Below are 20,092 nucleotides of genomic sequence, written 5' to 3' on the forward strand. Positions count from 1 at the left end.
AAGATTAAAGAAACCTAGATTGAAATCACTTCGAGGTTAAATATGCCTATCGACCAAATAATCCACGTAAAGGATCGCTTTCAAGAAAATTATCATTACACCTTGTCCGCAGAAGCAGGACAAGATTTTGCTCCTGAATTCCGTCCATACTATTCACCATCAAAAATGTTGGAACTTGGTATCTTTGAAGGGAAATATTGCAATGATTGTCAGGACGAGTTTCCACCAGAATGGTATGAGAAAGCAAAGTTAAGCGACACAGCTGATCCTTCCATAAATTACTTTGGCATCAAAAGCCGGCAACCATTGGACGTATGGCAGCAAAAAGGGTGGATCATCGCTCCGGATCCCAGAGGATGGTTTCAATGGTATTGCAGATATTACCTTGGACGACGACTGCCTGGCGTAGACACCCATCAAATCAAACGCTGGAAAGCATTTGCCCGACATGCCGGACAAATAAAAGCGAACTGCCATCCCGGTGATATTTTCTGTCGTCCCAAGCAGCGACAGGCCTTACTCCAATGGTCTTATGATCCTTTAATTTGATATCCGACAGGTTGGTTTCGTTCAGAAACTCTACTTAGTTTAGAAAAAGAGATAAAACCTTTATCTGCAGCTTTATTCCATCGCCTTGCTAGCCTATATATGTAGCCATAACTTTTCTATGCAAGGAACATTCATGACGTCATCCATTGAGTCACAAAATCTGCTTGAAGATCTGATTACAAAAGCCAAAGCTGCTGGAGCAGATGCAGCCGATGCCGTTATGTTTCAATCAGTTTCCGTGTCTCATGCCCAACGTTTGGGGAAAATGGAAAAGCTGGAACGCGAAGAAAGCAACGACTTAGGCCTTAGAGTGTTCATCGGAAAGAGAAATGCTGTTGTCTCTTCCAGCGACACTTCGCCAAAGGCAATAAATGAGTTGGTTGAGCGCGTTATTTCTATGGCCAAAGCCGTTCCCGAAGATCCGTATGCCGGGATTGCAGGCGAAGATGAAATTACAAAATCTTTTCCTGAGCTAGATATTTATGACCCAATAGAGCCCAGCGCAGACGAACTTATTCAAAGAGCTAAAGATTGTGAAGAAGCTGCTCTTGCGGTCAAAGGAGTAACTAATTCTGGTGGCGCCGAGGCAAGTTGGGGTGAAGCAACCATAGCACTCGCAGCCTCAAATGGTTTCTCAGGTAGTTACAAATCTTCCGGTCATTCAGTATCTGTTTCAGTACTTGCAGGCGAAAAAGAATGCATGGAAAGAGATTATGACTTTTCCAGTGCTGTCTATGGTAACGATCTCATCTCTTCAGCCGAAATCGGCCTCAGTGCTGGAATGAAGACCATCAAACGTCTCAATCCACGCAAACCGGATACTGCAAACGATATATCTGTTGTTTTTGACCCCAGAGTTTCATCAAGCATCATGGGTCACATGGTCGGTGCAATTACTGGCCCCGCAATTGCCCGCGGAACAAGCTTTCTTAAAGAATCTTTAGGTCAGAAAATTTTTGCTGATGGAATCACCATTGTTGACGACCCACATATTCATCGGGGATTAAGATCTAAACCGTTTGATGCAGAAGGTCTTGCAAACCGTAAACAAAACATTATCGAGAATGGGACGCTTAAAACCTGGTTATTGAGCCTCAGTTCCGCCCGGCAGCTTAACCTGAAAAGCACTGGCCACGCATCACGCGGAACCTCAGGAAATCCAGGCCCCTCAACAACGAACCTTTACATGGCACCTGGCGAATTGAGTGTTGAAGAACTGATCAAAGATATCAAACAAGGTTTCTTCGTTACTGAAATGATGGGTTCTAGCGTCAATGGATTGACCGGGGATTACAGTCGAGGAGCAGGAGGATATTGGATCGAGAATGGCCAAATAGCATACCCAGTCTCCGAGGCAACCATCGCTGGTAACCTTAAAAGTATGTTCTTAAACCTCACACCAGCGAGCGATCTAACATTTCGTTATGGCAGTAACGCACCAACAGTCCGTATTGATGGTATGACCGTTGCAGGAAACTAAACTTAAAACATCAACAATTATAATATGAATATGTGCAATTTGAATGAGCGAAATGTCGAGTAAAAAAAGCAAAAAAATGCCTTTGGGCGAGGCCTCTACACGATTTTTGGTCAAACGCCTGTTTCGTGATTACGTCTCTGGCCAGTTGCTCAAAATCGGATTATCTCTACTTGCTATGGCAATCGTTGCCGGATCTACAGTTATGCTGGCAAAGCAGATGGAACCCATAATCAACGACATATTTCTCAATCGAAACGAAGATCTTCTGATGCCAATTGCGATGGCTGTCGTGGCCATCTTTCTGGTAAAGGGATTGGCAACCTATGCGCAATCAATGTTGATGCAGCATGTGGGGTTGGAAATTATCGCTACAATACAAACCCAGCTCTTTAAAAAATTGATGCAAACGGACCTTTCTTACTTTCATGAAGAATCTTCAGGTAATCTGGTTTCCCGTTTCACCAATGATGCCAACATGCTCAAAGGTGTGGTCTCGAACACTTTAACATCAATCGGCAAAGACAGCCTGACCGCCATTGGTTTGATCGGGATGATGTTTTATCAAGATTGGTTTCTGGCAACGATTGCTTTTGCTGCATTCCCCACAGCAATCCTACCCATTGTAAAAACAGGACGACGTATCCGTAAAGTTTCAACCAACACTCAAGAATCTCTCGGTCTGCTAACAACACGACTGGACGAATCGTTCCAAGGTATTCGTCACGTAAAAGCCTACAATATGGAAGACCACGAGACCAAACGTGTCTCGGATACTGTCTACAAAGTTTTACGTTTAAATCTCAAGTCAGCACGCACGAGTTCTATCCTTTCACCGATCATGGAAACTCTGGGCGGGATAGCCATTGCAATTGTCATTGTTTATGGCGGTAACGAAGTAATTCAAGGAACTAAGGATCCCGGATCTTTCTTTGCCTTCATCACGGCACTGCTATTAGCCTATGAGCCGATTAAGAAACTCTCTAAGTTGAATGCCAGTATGCAGACAGGTCTTGCTGCCGCTCACAGGGTTTATTCAGTACTCGACAGTGAACCCGCGATACAAGACTCTCCCACAGCAAAGGCTCTTCAGGTAACAAAGGGTGAGGTTCGTTTTGAACATGTGAATTTCAAATACGACGATGAAACCTCAGCACTTAAAAATATCAACCTTGTTGCCAAAGCTAACCAGACAATCGCTCTTGTCGGTGCATCAGGTGCTGGTAAAACATCCATTCTCAATCTGATCCCACGATTTTATGATGTGAGCGAGGGTTGTATTACACTCGACGGACAAGACATTCGTGATGTGACAATGATGAGTTTGCGACAAGCCATTGCCTTGGTAAGTCAGGAAATCCAGCTCTTTGACGATACAATCCGAGCCAATATTGCCTATGGTAAATCGGATGCCACAGAAGAAGAAATCATAACTGCTGCCAAAAACGCCCACGCCCACGAGTTTATTCAAGATTTTCCCGAAGGTTATGAAACTTTGGTTGGCCCTCGTGGGTCCCGCTTATCGGGCGGTCAGCGCCAGCGGGTCGCCATTGCCCGCGCTATGGTGAAAAATGCCCCAGTCCTTTTGCTGGATGAGGCGACTTCAGCCCTTGATACGGAATCTGAGCGTCACGTTCAAACCGCGCTCAATACACTGATGCAAGGGCGAACCACATTGGTAATTGCCCACCGTCTTTCCACCGTTATTGACGCCGATGTGATTTATGTGATGGACCAGGGCCGAATCATAGAACAAGGATCTCACACTGAACTTGTGGAAAAAGGCGGCACCTACGCCAAACTCTATGCCCTACAGTTTGCAGAAGAAGCACACGTTATTACAGAAGATCCAGACACCTTAGAAACATCCGTTCAAAACTAACGATGAAATTATCGAAACGGGTTCTCCGCTCTGCCCTCTTTCAAAACTTCGCCGCAAGGCTCATATCCAGCTACATTACGCTGGTTCGCTCAACGACACGTTGGCAAGAGAGTATGTCAGAAGAGACCCGTCACTATCTAGAGCACGAATCTAATATCATCGGCTGTTTCTGGCACGCCCGTATGATTATGATGTTTCACGCCTGGAAGCATAGCGACCGCAGCAGATTTCATATGCTGATTTCTGCGCATAGAGATGGCAGAGTCATTGCAAAGTCGATTGAAAATCTCGGTTTTAAAACGGTTGAAGGGTCAAGTCGTCGCGGGGGCGCCTCAGCTCTTGTCACCTTGAAACGAACGCTCGATAAGGGGGGCGCTATTGGCGTCACTCCCGACGGCCCCAAAGGCCCAAGGATGCGTGCAAAAAATGGCGCTATAAAAGCCGCTCAGATGACCGGACGTCCCATCCTCCCCGTAACGGGCAGCGTTTCCAATCGCAAGCTGTTCAATTCCTGGGATCGCTTCTTTCTACCGCTCCCCTTCTCGCGCGGCACCATTCTTTGGGGCACACCCATCTTGGTAGAGCGCGATGCCTCGAAAGAGAAGTTGGAGCTTTATCGCCAGCAGCTGGAACAACAACTTAACGAATTGACCGCCGAAGCAGATCTAACTTTTGGCCACAGCCCTATACATCCGGAACCCACGGGGAAGCAGGCTAATGCGCGCACCTGATTTCTGGAAAAGCCGTGGCCTCATCAGTACACTTTTTCTCCCGTGCTCTCTTTTCTATGTTTTAGGCAGTTATCTTCGGCAGGCGGTTACAAAGCCCGTCAAAGTAAGCGTCCCGGTCATTTGCATTGGCAATCTCAGTGCCGGGGGAAGCGGAAAAACCCCCATCACACGTTCAGTTGCCCAAACACTTACTAAATTGGGGTTTACCCCTCATATAATTACAAGAGGGTATGGCGGCATTGAACACGGCCCCTTAAGAGTTCAACCCAATTTGCACAAAGCAACAGATGTCGGTGATGAGCCTCTGATGCTCTCGAGCACCCTTCCTACATGGGTAAGCCGCGACAGGGTAAAAGCAGCACAATTAGCCATTGCACAGGGTGGCGATATTCTCTTGCTAGACGACGGTTTTCAAAACCCAACGCTGTTCAAAGACCTCTCCTTTATTGTTGTTGATAACAATCTTGGTTTTGGAAACGGACGCGTGATCCCCGCCGGACCGTTAAGGGAGACAATCAGCAGAGGTATCAACCGCGCTGATGCAGTGGTTCTCATGGGCCCGGCAAACGAACAGCCCAACCCAGAGGTAGCTTCCTACCTCGCCCAACCCAATGATATTCCAGTCCTACGCGCCCATGTAGAACCTCTTACAGCCGCAAAATCAGCTCCCCCCTCCACAAGTTCTTTAGATGATATAAAGGGCAAATCAATTTTCGCTTTTGCCGCAATTGGCTATCCTCAAAAATTCTATGCGACCCTCCAACAACAAGGAGCTGTCCTTGTGGGTACAAAAGATTTCCCCGACCACCATCAGTACACCCAATCAGATTTAGCGAATATTATAAAAGCCGCGGAAAACTCAGGCGTTGATCTGATTTACACCACTGAAAAAGATTACGTTAAAATTCCAGAGGACCTGAGAGATACTATCCATTGCTTGCCCATCCAAGCAGTTTGGGATAACTCCAAAGCTTTAGAGAATTTACTCAACAAAATATCCGGACCCAAATGATCACGATCCCGACTGTTGGCCATAAAATTGAAGCTCTTGGCTTCCGCTTCTTGATCGGTTTGGTTGGGTTGTTTCCTGTTAAAGCCTGTTCAAATTTTGGGGGCTTATTGGGACGTACGATTGGTCCGCGTTTAGGTATAACCCGCAAGGCTGATTTAAATCTTCGACTTGCCATGCCTGAACTCTCCCCTGAGGAACGCAAACAAATTATCCGGGACATGTGGGACAACCTCGGGCGGGTTATATTTGAATATCCTCATCTCAAGGAAATCGTTCAACTCGACAAGGGTTACATTACTGTCGAAGGTATTGAGAAATTTGAAGCCCCTGAAGTAAAAGACAAAGCGTTTATCTTTGTCGGTGCTCACATTGGCAATTGGGAAGTCCTTCCAATGACCGCGGCTTTACGAGGCTATCCGCAAACCATCATTGTGCGCCAACCCAATAACCCCTTGGTGGCGGAAGCTATTGATAAAATTAGAACCTCTACAGGGAACACTTCGGCTTCAAAAGGTGTCGAGGGCGCACGCGCTTCTTTGAAAGCAATTAGAGCTGGCTCTGCTGTTGGGATTCTCGCTGATCAAAAAATGAACGACGGAATAGAAGCCCCTTTTTTTGGTATCCCGGCCATGACCCCTGCGGCCCCTGCCCTTTTAGGTGCAAAGAAAAACGCTGTTGTTTTTCCGATACAGTGTAAACGCACTGGCCCTGCATCCTTTCATTTAACCTGTCATTCTGCCGTGGATTTTCCTGATACGCTCAGTAGAGATAAAGCGGGAATAGAAGGCATGACAGAGCTCAATAAAATTATTGAAGGTTGGATCAGAGAAAAACCCGGAGATTGGCTATGGCTACATCGGCGGTGGCCGAAAACAGCCTATACCAAATTAAAGAATTCTGTTTAACTTATAGGTTAAACTTGGATCTACTTTATTGCGGCATAACACCCACAAGTGTCTGCGGATCCACCCGTTCCTTAAACCAATTCATCCGCCAATCAAGGTGAGGCCCAGTCACACGGCCAGTTGCCCCCAAGGTGCCCAGTTGATCCCCCTGTTCCAACAAATCCCCAACTTTCACTGTGACAGAATTCATATGTAAAAAGGTTGAAGATAAACCGTGCCCATGGTCAAGAATCACTGTCCCTCCTGAGTAGTACAGATCAGGATGCGCCAAGGTTACAATACCTTGCGCAGGTGCTGTTATCGGCGTCCCAACCGGTGCCGCAACATCAACCCCAAAATGCGGACGCTTAGGCACGCCATTAAATACACGCTGACTACCATAGACACCAGATATGCGACCCCGAGCAGGCCAAACAAACCCAAGTGCAAACATCGGTTCATCAAAGTCTGAAGTTCGAGCCTCAGCAACCAATTTAGCATCCTGACTTATTCGATCAGAAACTTCCTTAGGCGGGGAAACATATTTTTGAGCAACGCCTTCAATTTTTTGAATTTTATAATCGCGCTTTTTAAGAACAAGTTCCCGTTTTTCAACGGCGCCCTCCGGCGTACGAATAATCAAAATAACGGGGCTTTCGGCATCGCGACCAAATCCAAAAACAAAATGGCCCTCTTTAGAAGCTTTCACCGCCTTGCCACCCAGAGAAATTTCAGACCCGCTTGGCGCTTGTCCTAAAATAATTCCACCCTGGATAAATTCTCCCTTTAAACTAACAATGTCCTCAGCAAAAACGCTTTGACCAAGAAAAGGCATCAGAAAAAAAGTAAGTAAAAGGGATTTAATCACAATAAGCTTCCTTGGTTTTGATCCGCTTTTTGGAGCGCTTTCTTTTTCTTCACAGAAGATTTCTTCTCCCCACCTGAAGATGGATTTGAAGGAGACGACTTTGTCGGCTCACTGGCAACAGCTTCAACAAACGCAGTATCCGCAAACTCTATATTCAGATGGGTACCATCCGAAATGTCAGAAGGTCCAAGCACATTACCATCTGCCCCACGCACAACTGAAAAACCACGTTTAAGGACATTTTTATAAGAGACCCCCTCAAGAACACGTTCAAGAGAACGTAGTTCATTCCCTGCGCGTTCAATCCGAAGTTTACTCGCAGCAACCATACGTCGACCTGCGTCAAGACGATCAAGTTCCTGTTGTCGTTTTGGCAACAAGTACGATCCAGATGCATTGAGTCTATCTTTAAGGGCAACCAGTTGCTGATTGGCGAGAAGTATTTGCTGTTTAGGGTGAGGCAAGCGCGCGGAAAGTTCAGACAAACCAGCAGCCTGATGGCGCAAAAAGCCTCTCATGGCATTTCGCATCCGCTCCACACGATCATCCAGCCGTTGCATCTTTTCTTCGATTAAACGTCTTGGATCAGGAAGACCACGAGAAAGAGCCTCAACCTGCATGCGTCTTTCACTCAAAAGCCTGTTTGCACCGGAATAAATTCTGCGCCCAATATCCTGAACTTCGCCAATGAGCTCAGCCCGGACCGGAACCGCCATTTCAGCTGCAGCAGTTGGCGTCGGTGCTCTTTTATCCGAAGCAAAGTCGATCAGTGTTGTATCTGTTTCATGACCGACAGCTGAAATCAAAGGTATCTTGGAGTTTGCAGCCGCACGGACAACGATTTCCTCATTGAAAGCCCAAAGATCTTCTAAACTGCCGCCACCACGTGCGATAATCAGTGTATCGGGTCGAGGAATTTTTCCTCCAATTTCGAGAGCGTTAAAACCTTCAATTGCCGCTGCAATTTGTTCAGCAGCCCCTTTGCCTTGGACAAGAACGGGCCAGACCAAAACTCGCCTTGGGAAACGATCGGATAGTCTGTGCATAATATCCCGGATAACAGCCCCGGTTGGCGAAGTTACAACCCCGATAACTTCAGGCAAGAAAGGAATAGCACGTTTACTGTCGTCGGCAAAAAGACCTTCCGAGGACAGCATGCGTTTGCGCTCTTCCAGGAGCTTAAGCAACGCCCCCTCACCAGCGACTTCCATACTATCGATCACAATTTGATAGTTCGAGCGTCCGGGATAACTCGTAATTCTACCCGTTACGATTACCTCTAGCCCGTCTTGTGGATCAACAGAGAGTTTCGCAGCTTGTCCACGCCAGCATATAACGCTCAAGACAGCATTGTCATCTTTCAAGGACATATAAATATGGCCAGAGGCCGCACGTTTAAGGCCAGAGATTTCGCCGCGGACACGGACACGATCAAACCGAGTTTCAAGCTCGCGTTTGATCGACGTAGAGATTTCACTAACACTCATTGCTGGCGCGTTATTACCACGTTCGCCAGATGGTGAAGAAGGGGGAGATGAAAATAGATCAGTCATTACGAGCTATCCTAAACAGCCCCTTATCGAAAGTCGACAGAGCAATCTAAAATATCTCACGCCAACACTTAAAAAAATGCAGCTAAGAAGGCAGACTGAGACTGGCTTTCCCACGCTGAATAGGGCATAAGCTTGCCAGATTGATTGACCCTTTAAAAATTGCCTGAATATCGGGAGCATAAAATGAAAATTCTCGTCGTTGGATCTGGTGGCCGTGAGCATGCACTCTGTTGGTCTATTGCCAAGTCTCCACTTTGCGAAAAGCTCTATTGTGCACCTGGGAATGCCGGAATTTCTGAAGTCGCAGAATGCCTGCCGATTAAGGCCGAAGATCTCGATGCAATCATTGATTTTGTGTCCAAGAGTGCCATCGATTTTGTCGTCGTCGGCCCGGAAGCTCAACTGGTTGATGGCCTTGTCGACAGACTTGAAGAAATCAACGTGCCTGCGTTTGGCCCCTCTGCTGCTGCGGCTGAGATGGAAGGTTCCAAAGGTTTTATGAAGGACTTTTGTGCCAAGTATAATATTCCGACAGCCAACTATCAGCGCTTTACAGATTTACCTTCAGCCAAAAAATATTTGGATGAACAAGGTGCCCCGATTGTTATCAAAACAGACGGTCTCGCCGCTGGTAAAGGGGTGACGGTTGCGATGACACTGTCGGAAGCCCACACCGCAGTGGAAGAGGCTCTATCTGGCCGCGCCTTTGGGGCCGCAGGGGCCGAGGTCGTCATTGAAGAATTTATGCAGGGCGAAGAAGCCAGTTTCTTTGTCCTCACAGATGGCGAAAATTATCTGCCCCTCGCCTCAGCACAAGATCACAAACGCGTCGGCGAAGGCGATACCGGGCCAAATACTGGCGGTATGGGTGCTTATTCACCAGCCCCCGTGTTAACCCCGGAACTTGAACAACAAGTTCTTGATCGCTGCATCAAGCCAACGATCGATGGCATGAAAGCAGAAGGTCACCCTTATAAGGGCGTTCTTTTTGCCGGCCTCATGCTGACCGATACGGGACCGCGTTTGATAGAGTACAACGTCCGGTTTGGTGATCCAGAATGTCAGGCCCTGTGCCTACGGTTGAAATCAGATCTCTTGCCAGCTCTTCTTGCCTCAGCAAAAGGCGGGATTGATAAAATCACCTTGGATTGGCACGACGAAACAGCTTTGCTCGTGGTTATGGCTGCAAAAGGTTATCCGGCGTCTTATGAGAAAAACACCGTCATCAAAGGCGTCGATGATGCCAACCAAGATCCTGCGGTAACTGTCTTCCATGCCGGAACAACCACGGGCAACGATGGCAGCTTACAAGCCATCGGTGGCCGCGTGTTAGGGGTAACCGCTTTAGGGACAGATATCAAAGAAGCTCAGGAAAAGGCTTATCAGGCCGTCGATAAAATCACTTGGCCCGAAGGTTTCTGTCGCCGTGACATAGGCTGGCGTGAACTGGCTCGTTAGAATCGTTTCTTAAAGAGAAATCATCAGCCCCACAGAAGGCAGGATTTACTTATCGGCGTTCTTGAAAGAATGATTTCAGAAGAGCGGCACAGGCCTCTTCACTCAAACCGCCATAAACTTCGGGGCGATGATGACAGGTGTCGTGCTCGTATATGCACGGGCCATGATCAACGCCACCACCTTTAGGGTCGTAAGCGCCGTAATAAACGCGTCGAATGCGTGCGAAGGAAATCGCTGTTGCACACATAGGGCAAGGCTCCAAGGTGACATAGAGATCACAATCCTTCAGCCGTGCGTTTTTCTGTTGCTTGCTTAAAGACCTAATCGCCAGAACTTCGGCATGGGCGGTGGGATCATTATCCCGCTCAACACGGTTATGAGCCCGCGCCAAAACCTTACCTGTCTGGCTGTCAATAATCACCGCGCCAACAGGAACTTCCCCCGCTTTCGCAGCGGCTTGTGCTTCCTTCAGCGCCAGCCCCATGGCTTCACCAGGTTTCTTGCAATAAATGTCTTTTACATCCTCTTCCATAGTCGCGGACTCTCCGTCTAAATCGGTGTTAGGTCAAGTATCAGATCATGTAACAGAGACACTGGATATTAATTGCATAGGTCATTTGTTTTATTCACAGTAGACAGAAGAGCTACACGGGCATACATTCCGGCCATGACAAACACAAAGACACCACGACCGAGCCGTCCCAAGTCAGGACCAAGCGCCAAAGGCAGACCTTCAAAGGCTGTTGGCAATAATCGACCCATCAAGGGTAAGCCTGCTTCGCCTAAACCCGAAGCGGATACCTATCAAAGGGTCGAGGCAGCACCCGTTTCCGATAAGAAAGAGCGCATTGCAAAAGTAATCGCACGTGCAGGCCTCTGTTCTCGTCGGGATGCGGAACGCTGGATCGCTGAAGGCCGGGTTAAACTCGACGGTAAAGTCTTGGAGTCACCCGCCATTGTTGTTGGGCCTGAAAATACAATTATCGTCGATGGCGAGCCCCTTCCCCAGGCGGAGCGCGCACGCATTTGGAAATACCACAAGCCAAAAGGCCAAATTACGGCCGCACGTGACCCGGAAGGCCGTCCAACTGTCTTTGACAATCTGCCAAAAGATCTTCCTCGCCTACAGCCAGTGGGACGACTGGATTACAATTCCGAAGGTCTTTTGCTCTTTACCAACGACGGCGAAATCAAACGCAAGATGGAACTCCCGGCCACAGGATGGACCAGGCGTTACCGCGTCCGTGTCCATGGCACGGTTGAGGATCACCATATCAAGGCCCTCGGCGAGGGTATGACCATTGAAGGTATACACTACGCCCCAATTGAAGCAGCCATCAGTAATCAAGCCCGATCCAATGCTTGGATGACCATGTCTCTTCAAGAAGGAAAGAATAGAGAAATTCGACGTGTGTGTGAACATCTCGGTCTGGTCGTCAACCGTTTGATCAGAATTTCTTACGGGCCTTTTCAGCTTGGTGAAATTCCTGAAGGTGAGATCGTCGAACTCCCATATAAACTGGTTAGAGATCAATTAGGTCTCCCTAAAGAAGCGCCCGTAGAAGTCCCTGTGAAATCAGGTAAAGCAGGAAAATCTGGCAAGACGACTAGTGGTAAGGGGACAGCCCGTCCGGTAAACAAGCCCATAAGTAAACAGGGCAAGCCTGACACACGTAAAACGACCAAACCTACATCTCGGAGCAAGCGTCCGTAAAATGAGGATTGTCGGTGGCAGACATCGTGGACGACAGCTCGATTGCCCAGATGGCAAAACGGCGCGGCCTACTTTGGACAGGACAAGAGAATCGCTCTTTAATATCCTGCTCCAGGGCGATGTCAGCCGCGGGCTACTTCCCTCTGGCACCAGCAGATTATTGGTTGACCAATACGTGCTTGATGTCTTTGCTGGCACAGGAGCCCTGGGGCTTGAAGCACTCTCGCGTGGAGCTAAGCATGTAACCTTTATTGAGAAAGCTCCAGAGAGCCTTACAGCTCTCCAGAACAACATCAAAACCCTCAAAGAACAATTATCCACCCAAATCATAGCCGGTGATGCGCTTTTTCCACCGAGGACAACAAACCCCTGTTCGCTTATATTGATGGATGCGCCCTACAATCAAAACCTAAGCGACCCTTCAATCGCCGCTCTGGACAAAGCAGGCTGGATCGCCCCAACCGCCCTCATCGTCGCCGAAGCCGACGCCAAAGAGACCATCACACCCCCTCCCGGCTTTGAAGAAGTTGATAACCGCAAATACGGCAAAGCCCGCGTTTTCTTTTTTCTTAGGCTCGCCGAGAAGTAATATTTAAATCTTCGCTTGTGCCTTAAGGTTTTTTGCTGCCATGGCGTATCCACCGTCTGCACCGTCGATAAAGTGAAGATGCTGAGAGTGCTTTAGATCCAATAACAGGCAGGTCATAAGAGCTTCGTCAGAGAGATGAATGCCATAAATCAAATTACCTGCTTTATGTTCAGCTTCCAGAAATAACTGCAACTCTTCTATAACATCTTGCTTACAATCCAAAACCATGCGGACCATATCATCGAACTTACGAAAATCCGAATTACTCCGTAGTTCTGTCAAATAGATATCAGGTTGGTAAGGGCCTGACTTGATATTAAAGAAGTGGGAAAATCGTTGATAAAGCCTTTCAAACAAAAGCTTCAAAGCAGGGACTACTTTGCTGTCAGAGCCTGCGCTGGCCGCGAACCTTTCCAAAGAAAAATTCATAAAAAATCCTAAAAGTTTCATCTCCTTCGGCTTTACAGGGTTGAAGTCAACATTCCCTCGATCCAAAATTATCTGAATGCCTTCGACCAATCTGGCATAGTCTTCTTCGACAGTGGCCTGTACCAGCAATGTTAAAATCTGGCCATTTACAGGCTTTAACGGCTGCCAACGACAAGAAAGGCCTGTGAGATTGGGGAGTCTCTCTGTTTGTTGGTTCTTACAGTATTGCCCCGTTTTATCTGACTTGATAATGCTGTCAGCTAAAGCCAACCCACCACCATTAAATAGTGCCAAGCTGTTACCCGGGGAAAGCTCGAGACGGGCGACTTGAACATTTTTTCCCTGCGCGCGCACTTCATGCATTGGAACGCAACCAACCCGAAGTTCCAGATTGTAATGCTGTAGGCCAAAAGCTTTGACGGCTAACAGTTCGGCGATCAGTTCCGGGCAATCTTTATCAGAACAGAGAAATGTCGCGCCATCGCCCCCAAAGACAAAGGGGATGCTGGCTCCGCCAACAACGTTGAATACAGCTGTTATTCCGGCCGCACCCAGCATATTGATATCCTTGTAACGTCCGGATTCTATCGCTTTTGTGGAATTTACGACATCGGTAACAATGACCCACCAGCCATCGGGAACCTCTTCATAAAAATCATCGCAGAAGGCATCGGAAAACTGTGTCGCAGGTTTCAGCTTGAGAAAGTCAAAGTCCAAAATGGATCTCCCGATAGATCTGTATTATCCGTGTAATCCCCTTCCACAAGATTATAGATAGGAAGGTCTATCGCCGAGAAAAGAGTTTTTCGATATCTGTCAGTTTTAATTCAATATATGTCGGGCGTCCGTGGTTGCATTGTCCGGAGTGAGGCGTCACTTCCATCTGCCGTAAAAGTGCGTTCATTTCTTCACCATTCAGACGGCGTCCCGAACGTACAGAGCCATGACACGCCATCGTACCGAGAACGCGCTCTACGCGTTCTTTTAGAGCCAAGGTCTCTCCCAACTCGGCAAGCTCATCAGCAAGATCCGTAACCAAACCCGCAGCGTTAGCACGTTCCCCCAAAATAGCAGGGACTTCACGCACGACAACAGCTCCTGGGCCAAAACCTTCTAACACTAAACCAAGTTCCGACAATTCATCCGCCCTTTTCACCAAACGATGGGCCGCATCTTCTTCAAGCTCGACGACTTCGGGAAGTAGCAGCATTTGGGTTTTCACCCCCTGCTCTGCCATTTGCGCTTTCATCTTTTCCAAGACAAGGCGTTCGTGTGCGGCGTGTTGATCAACAACAATGATACCGTCAGCTGTTTGGGTGATTATATAATTTTCATGGAATTGCGCACGTGCTGCACCAAGAGGATGAGATTGGTGATCAAAATGATCCCCCTCAGAGCCGACCTGAGCAAAATTTTCCTCGCCTTGATCCCAAGGAGCGGTATCTTCCGAAAGTCCTCCCCCGGTCATTCCACTTCGCGCTTGTGGGGCAAAATTCTCTGCACCGGGTAAAGCAGACTGTGATTGTCCCGGTAAAGGCGCGTGATAATCCATTACAGCATCTGACAACCGGCCAGAAGGATAGTTTATCGATGGTCGCGACTGCCATGAATATTCTGTTGATGGCCGAACTCCCTCCCGCTCACTACGCGCTCGGGCGGCTTCAAGCATGCCAAGAGCCGCATTCCCAACAGAGGTCGAAGCTCTGTGTCCAGCCTCTGCCAATGCATGTTTACAAGCACCAACAATTAATCCACGTACCAACGCAGCATCCCGGAACCGGACTTCAGTTTTTGCCGGGTGAACGTTGACATCAACCATCTCCGAAGGCAGTTCCAAAAAGAGTGCCAGAAGAGGGTGGCGATCACGGGCAAGGAAATCCTGATAAGCACCACGTACCGCTCCTTGTAACAGCCTGTCCTTTACGGGACGGCCATTAACAAAGAGATACTGGTGCTGGGCGTTCCCACGGTTCAAGGTCGGCAAACCGATATAACCGGATAGCTTCAAATATTCCCGTTCGGCAGAAATAGGAAGAGCATTCTCTTCAAACTCACGTGCCATGACAGATGATAAACGCTTTAACCTAACTTCAAAAAGATCGCCACTATTGGCTGGTAATCTTAAAATTGTACGCTTTTCATCTGATAGGGAAAATCCCACTTGGGGATGTGCCATGGCGAGACGCTTGAGAACATCCTCGGCGTGACTTACTTCTGTTCGGGCAGCTTTTAGAAACTTCAATCGAGCGGGTGTCGCAAAAAACAAATCCCGGATTTCAACCCGCGTACCCGCATTGCACGCCGCAGGTTGTGGGTCATGGAGAACACCACCTTCAACCTTTATTGCCCAAGCATCTTCACTCCCCGTTTCACGGCTAGTGATTTGCAAGCGAGCAACAGCACCGATAGAGGGCAAGGCTTCACCTCTAAACCCTAGTGTCTCGATATGTACGAGATCATCGCTGGGAAGCTTTGAGGTCGCATGGCGTTCGATACAAAGACTCAGACCCTCCACGCTCATGCCACAGCCATCATCCGTTACCGAGATATAACTTCGTCCACCATCGCGCATAACCACATCGATATTACGGGATCCTGCATCCAAAGAGTTTTCGACCAATTCTTTAATTGCTGCAGCAGGTCGTTCGATGACTTCACCAGCGGCAATTTGATTGACCAAGGTATCGGGGAGGCGACGGATAAGCACAAAAGGCTCCTATTTCGAGAGAACAAGCACGACAATAGTGCGCTAATGATAAGGCGCAAACAATGATGAAATCGATATTTAACCGAAACCGGATCAGAGTTCTTTGAGTAAACGTCTTGCCAGCATTTTCCCTTGCTCTACCGCAGGCTGATCATAGGGATTAACACCCAATAAATCTGCTGATATTACCGTTTCTAACATGAAATGCATCGTCAAAGCGCCAAGAGTTTCTTCATCTATTTTTTCGAGAAGGAATTTTCGAACCGGACGGCCATTTCTCGCAAGGGTTTGTGTCGTTGCTTCTGCTGAAATGGTGAGCAAATCCCCAAGGGTCCGGCCGCGAAGATAGCTCAAAGAATCTTCACCTTTCGGCAAAACTGAATCCACAGGTAAACCTTGGCCCTTGGTATCATGATAGATCACTGTGAACATCTTATCCTGTGGGCCATCCAGATAGAGTTGAAGTTGACTGTGTTGATCCACAGTCCCCAACGCACGGATCGGCGTCGTACCTTTACCTTCTTTGCCAAGGCTTTCTGCCCAGAGCTGATTGTACCAGAGACCAAGATTAGCAAGTCGATCTTCGTAAGGCATTATCACAGTTTGACGGATATTACGCTGTCGTAATAAACCCGTAGCGACAGACGCACCAACAGCAGCAGGAACTTTTGCCATTTCTTCGGTGTTAAAAGCTTGTTCTACAACTTTAGCAGCCCCATTTCGCAAGGCAGCAACATCGAGACCCGCAATCATTGCGGGAAGTAATCCGACAATCGTTAAGATACAAAACCGCCCCCCAATTAGTGGGTTTTGATCAAGGCATTCCAGACCAAGATCACGTGCAAGTTTACGAAGAGGATTTGGCCGAGGTTCCGTAATGACAGTAATCCGCTCCGCCAACTTCTCTGGGCCGTAAGCTTTTTGAAAAGCCGGAAGTAAAGCCATAAACTGAGCAACGGTTTCTGCTGTTGATCCAGATTTGGAAACAACAATCAGTCCCGTTTTAGAAATATCCAGCTTCTTTAGTAGAATATCAAAACTGTGAGGATCAATGTTGTCGATAAAATGAAGGTGAGGTCCACCATTGATCGGGCCAAACGCACTAGACGCAAGTCCATAAAGCGTTCTGCCGCCAAGTGATGACCCTCCGGTGCCCAAGACAACGACATCACTGCAATTCGCCCGATAGGACGAGGCTATCGTCTGACAAACAACCAAATCATCTCGTTGCTCCGGAATGGATAAAAAGGGTAATCGTCCGCTATCTTTGTCTTCTTTTAGCCGAACAATACTCTGCCGACAGCTTTCAAGCTGTTCTTCGAAAATACCTTGTTTCAACCCTCCCTCGCCAAGGAACGGTTCAAGACATAATTTAGCATCGTGAATGTAGGACATGATTTCCATCTGATAGGTGGTATTTGCCGCAAGTAATAAGGCGTATCAAAAAAAAGTAACAAACGTTGGGTATCAAAAAAAGACAATTAAGCACAAACTGATATCGGCTAGTAGGCCACGGGATCGACTTCTTCAATCCCGACAGGGTCTCCAGCAATAATAACTGTTAGCGCCTCGACATCGTAGAGTTCTTTCGCAACCCGTCTGGCATCTTCCAAAGTTACCGCTTCGATGTAGCGGTTTCGCTTTTGAAGATAATCGATGCCCAGATTGTTTAACTGCATCGCAAGAAGAATATTTGCAACACGGCCCGTACTTGTGAAGCTTAGCGGGAAAGATCCTGTGAGATAGGTCTTTGCATCGGCAAGTTCTTGTTCTGTCGGGCCATCAGCTGCCATCAGCTGCCATTGCTCACGTATGATCTTTATTGATTTCCCTACGCGGTCATTTTGGGTGGCCACAGAAGCCATAAGCAATGGGGCTTGATCAAGAAGTGAGAAATAACTTCCGACAGAATAGGCCAAACCTTCTTTTTCACGAATTTCCTGATAAAGACGAGAGGAAAAACTGCCTCCCCCCAAAATCTGATTCACAAGGATTGCCGTATAATAATCAGGATCATTTCTGGAAATTCCAGGTTGAACCATCAGGACTTCACTTTGTGGAATATCTTCTCTAATGATAACCACACCTCCTGATACTTTAGGCTTAGCGCCTGTAATCCGAAACGGTTTGGCTTTGGCTGCAATCCCGTCAAATGCCTTGTTCAACATGGGGAGCAACTCATCAGGCGTGACATCACCAACGACTGAAACCGTCAAGTTATCGAAAGCAATATTGTCTTTTAGATAGCTCTGGAGGTCAAAAACGGTTAAACTTGCTACGCTCTCAACGTTACCATCATTAGCGCGTCCATAAACATGATTAGGATAATACAGATCACGAAGTGTCTTTTGTATTTTATAGCCCGGATCATCTGCACGACGACGGAGCGAGAGCGAAATCTGTGATCGAATTCTCTCTACAGGTTCATCATCAAACCGAGGAGCTGTTAAGGCTTGATTTAACAGTTTAAAAGCTTCGGCCTGATTACGCTTGAGCGTCACCAATTCTCCACTAAAAAATTCACGGCTTGCATCAAAGCTTATGGAAATAGAAAGATCATTTAATCTCCCCTGAAAGCTTTGAGAATCAAGATCACCAGATCCTTCATCTATGGTCGCAGCAACGAGATTGGCCAGCCCGGCTTTTCCTTCTGGATCAACAGAAGAGCCACCTGTGAAGGCAAACTTAACCGATATGATTGGATTGCTATGGTCTTCAATGAGCCAGGCTTTTACCCCTCCACTGCTCACTACTTCAATAATTTCTTCTGCACGAGAAGCACCACTCGCACACATCAAGCTCGCATAGATTCCAATGCAAGCTTTAAGAAGGTAATATTTTTTGGATAGTAAATTCATTTGTCATCTGCCTCTGGAAGGAGAAGGCCAGTAACTGAGTTGTTGTCATTAAAAATTGTTTTCATAACTTTATTTACATCTACGGTCGTAACAGCAGCAATACGTTCAGGCCAAGCCTCAATATCTTCAACAGTGCGTCCTGACATTAATGCCCGTCCAATAATGTTCGGACCCGCAGAAAGAGAATCTCGTGCAAAAATAGCCGCATCAACCATTCTGGTTTTTGCCATCATCACTTCTTCTTCACTCACACCCGTTCTTAGAATGTCTGCAAGCTCTTCGCGCAAACGCTTTTCAGCGCTCTCAATACTAATCCCTGCACTGGGAGATATGTACAAAGTAAATGTGCCAAGATCATAAGCTGTTGGGCTATAGCCAGAGCCCACCGATGCTGCTGTTTTTTCATCGATAGCAAGACTTTTGTATAATTTACTGGTGGGCCCACTTCCAATAATCTCATCCAAAACTTGCAACGCGTAAGGTGTGTCATCTCCAGCGGTCCGATAACTCGGTGCCAAATAACGAATTGAAAGCGAAGGACTATTGATAAGCTTACTTTTTTTCACAACCCTGCGTGCAGCTTGTTGTGGCGGTTCCGATACTCTTAAGCGTTCAGGCACGTCCCTTGCGGGGATGACACCATAATACTTCTCAGCGAGTGATTTAACCATCTCCGTCGTCACGTCACCCGTAATAATCAGTACGGCATTATTGGGAGCATACCATTTACGATAAAACCTCAAGGCCGTGTCCGTATTCAACGCCTCAATTTCATGATCCCACCCTATTATTGGAATTCTGTAAGGGTGATTGAGAAACTGGCTCGCCCGCATAACTTCACCAAGTTGGGCACCGGGACTATTCCCGACCCGACTTCTGCGTTCTTCCCGGACAACTTCCCGCTCAGGCAAAACCGCTTCATCATTTAAGACAAGACCCGTCATCCGATCAGCTTCCAGCTCCATGATCATTTCGAGACGATCATTAGCTACGGTTTGATGATAAGCGGTATAATCCCAAGATGTGAAGGCATTCTCCTGACCTCCATTCTTCGCAACGAGTGCAGAAAACTCTCCCGATTTAAACTTTTTAGTCCCTTTAAACATCAAGTGTTCTAAAAAGTGTGCATTACCAGATTCCCCGAGGCTCTCATCAGCCGCACCAACTCGGTACCACACCATTTGCGATACGATTGGGGCACGATGATTAGGGATGACAACGACCTGCATACCATTATCCAAGGTGAACACATCAGGGTTAAAAACCCCTGCTGTTGCCCATGCCCCTCCCAACGCAGTATACAAAGCGATTGAGACCGCCAGTTTACGAAAAAAAATTACTACTTGAGAAAAAGGCATATGGAAATCAACTAACTTGTTTG

Annotated in this window: 17 protein-coding genes; 9 read left to right on the forward strand and 8 right to left on the reverse strand. The window is 47.4% G+C overall.

The features are described 5' to 3' along the window. The first annotated feature begins 42 nt into the window (after positions 1-42). The 6 genes from ACFSKO_RS02040 (at position 43) to ACFSKO_RS02065 (ending at position 6,556) form a co-directional block, all read left to right on the forward strand. On the forward strand, positions 43-549 hold the full coding sequence (locus ACFSKO_RS02040; protein WP_380247883.1) for a hypothetical protein: 507 nt from the start codon (positions 43-45) through the stop codon (positions 547-549). Between the two features lie 133 nt (positions 550-682). Next, entirely contained in the window at positions 683-2,029 is a 1,347-nt protein-coding gene (locus ACFSKO_RS02045) for a TldD/PmbA family protein (RefSeq protein WP_380247885.1), read from the forward strand. 52 nt (positions 2,030-2,081) lie between these two features. Continuing rightward, a complete protein-coding gene (locus ACFSKO_RS02050; protein WP_380247886.1) occupies positions 2,082-3,908 on the forward strand; it encodes an ABC transporter ATP-binding protein in 1,827 nt (608 codons plus the stop codon). A gap of 2 nt (positions 3,909-3,910) precedes the next feature. Then, complete coding sequence (locus tag ACFSKO_RS02055; RefSeq protein WP_380247888.1) at positions 3,911-4,639, forward strand: lysophospholipid acyltransferase family protein; 729 nt, start codon at positions 3,911-3,913, stop codon at positions 4,637-4,639. Continuing rightward, positions 4,626-5,651, forward strand: coding sequence for a tetraacyldisaccharide 4'-kinase (lpxK, locus tag ACFSKO_RS02060; protein ID WP_380247890.1), 1,026 nt, complete (start codon positions 4,626-4,628; stop codon positions 5,649-5,651). The genes ACFSKO_RS02055 and lpxK overlap by 14 nt, the downstream gene beginning before the upstream one ends. Continuing rightward, complete coding sequence (locus tag ACFSKO_RS02065; RefSeq protein ID WP_380247892.1) at positions 5,648-6,556, forward strand: lysophospholipid acyltransferase family protein; 909 nt, start codon at positions 5,648-5,650, stop codon at positions 6,554-6,556. The genes lpxK and ACFSKO_RS02065 overlap by 4 nt, the downstream gene beginning before the upstream one ends. Positions 6,557-6,581: 25 nt before the next feature. Here ACFSKO_RS02065 and ACFSKO_RS02070 read toward each other — a convergent pair whose 3' ends face one another. Both ACFSKO_RS02070 and xseA read right to left on the reverse strand, forming a co-directional pair. Continuing rightward, positions 6,582-7,403 carry a M23 family metallopeptidase gene (locus tag ACFSKO_RS02070; RefSeq protein ID WP_380247895.1) on the reverse strand — a complete coding sequence of 274 codons (822 nt, stop codon included), beginning with the start codon at positions 7,401-7,403 and terminating at the stop codon, positions 6,582-6,584. Beyond that, complete coding sequence (xseA, locus tag ACFSKO_RS02075; protein WP_380247897.1) at positions 7,400-8,956, reverse strand: exodeoxyribonuclease VII large subunit; 1,557 nt, start codon at positions 8,954-8,956, stop codon at positions 7,400-7,402. Before xseA ends, ACFSKO_RS02070 begins: the two co-directional genes overlap by 4 nt. A gap of 183 nt (positions 8,957-9,139) precedes the next feature. Between xseA and purD the strand changes: the two genes are divergently transcribed. Further along, the gene (gene purD, locus ACFSKO_RS02080; protein WP_380247899.1) at positions 9,140-10,414 is read left to right on the forward strand and encodes a phosphoribosylamine--glycine ligase; all 1,275 of its coding nucleotides are present in this window, start codon (positions 9,140-9,142) and stop codon (positions 10,412-10,414) included. Between the two features lie 49 nt (positions 10,415-10,463). Here purD and ACFSKO_RS02085 read toward each other — a convergent pair whose 3' ends face one another. Beyond that, a complete protein-coding gene (locus tag ACFSKO_RS02085; RefSeq protein ID WP_380247901.1) occupies positions 10,464-10,946 on the reverse strand; it encodes a nucleoside deaminase in 483 nt (160 codons plus the stop codon). A gap of 135 nt (positions 10,947-11,081) precedes the next feature. On the opposite strand from ACFSKO_RS02085, the gene ACFSKO_RS02090 reads away from it, so the two are divergent. Together ACFSKO_RS02090 and rsmD are read left to right on the forward strand one after the other, a co-directional pair. Further along, entirely contained in the window at positions 11,082-12,128 is a 1,047-nt protein-coding gene (locus ACFSKO_RS02090; protein ID WP_380247903.1) for a pseudouridine synthase, read from the forward strand. Between the two features lies 1 nt (position 12,129). Then, positions 12,130-12,717, forward strand: a complete 588-nt coding sequence (gene rsmD / locus ACFSKO_RS02095; RefSeq protein WP_380247906.1) for a 16S rRNA (guanine(966)-N(2))-methyltransferase RsmD — start codon at positions 12,130-12,132, stop codon at positions 12,715-12,717. 3 nt (positions 12,718-12,720) lie between these two features. Here the strand turns inward: rsmD and ACFSKO_RS02100 are convergent, their stop codons facing one another. The 5 genes from ACFSKO_RS02100 to ACFSKO_RS02120 all read right to left on the reverse strand — a co-directional run bounded on the left by ACFSKO_RS02100 (position 12,721) and on the right by ACFSKO_RS02120 (position 20,069). Next, the gene (locus ACFSKO_RS02100; RefSeq protein WP_380247908.1) at positions 12,721-13,863 is read right to left on the reverse strand and encodes a DUF3095 family protein; all 1,143 of its coding nucleotides are present in this window, start codon (positions 13,861-13,863) and stop codon (positions 12,721-12,723) included. A 67-nt stretch (positions 13,864-13,930) separates the two neighbouring features. After that, positions 13,931-15,853 carry a DNA mismatch repair endonuclease MutL gene (gene mutL / locus ACFSKO_RS02105; RefSeq protein WP_380247910.1) on the reverse strand — a complete coding sequence of 641 codons (1,923 nt, stop codon included), beginning with the start codon at positions 15,851-15,853 and terminating at the stop codon, positions 13,931-13,933. Between the two features lie 93 nt (positions 15,854-15,946). Continuing rightward, entirely contained in the window at positions 15,947-17,248 is a 1,302-nt protein-coding gene (locus ACFSKO_RS02110) for a glucose-6-phosphate isomerase (protein ID WP_380247912.1), read from the reverse strand. 107 nt (positions 17,249-17,355) lie between these two features. Next, a complete protein-coding gene (locus ACFSKO_RS02115) occupies positions 17,356-18,711 on the reverse strand; it encodes a M16 family metallopeptidase (RefSeq protein ID WP_380247914.1) in 1,356 nt (451 codons plus the stop codon). Then, a complete protein-coding gene (locus tag ACFSKO_RS02120) occupies positions 18,708-20,069 on the reverse strand; it encodes a M16 family metallopeptidase (RefSeq protein ID WP_380247916.1) in 1,362 nt (453 codons plus the stop codon). Before ACFSKO_RS02120 ends, ACFSKO_RS02115 begins: the two co-directional genes overlap by 4 nt. Positions 20,070-20,092: the final 23 nt, after the last annotated feature.

This window comes from Kiloniella antarctica (assembly GCF_042682825.1).
Classification (GTDB): Bacteria; Pseudomonadota; Alphaproteobacteria; order Kiloniellales; family Kiloniellaceae; genus Kiloniella; species Kiloniella antarctica.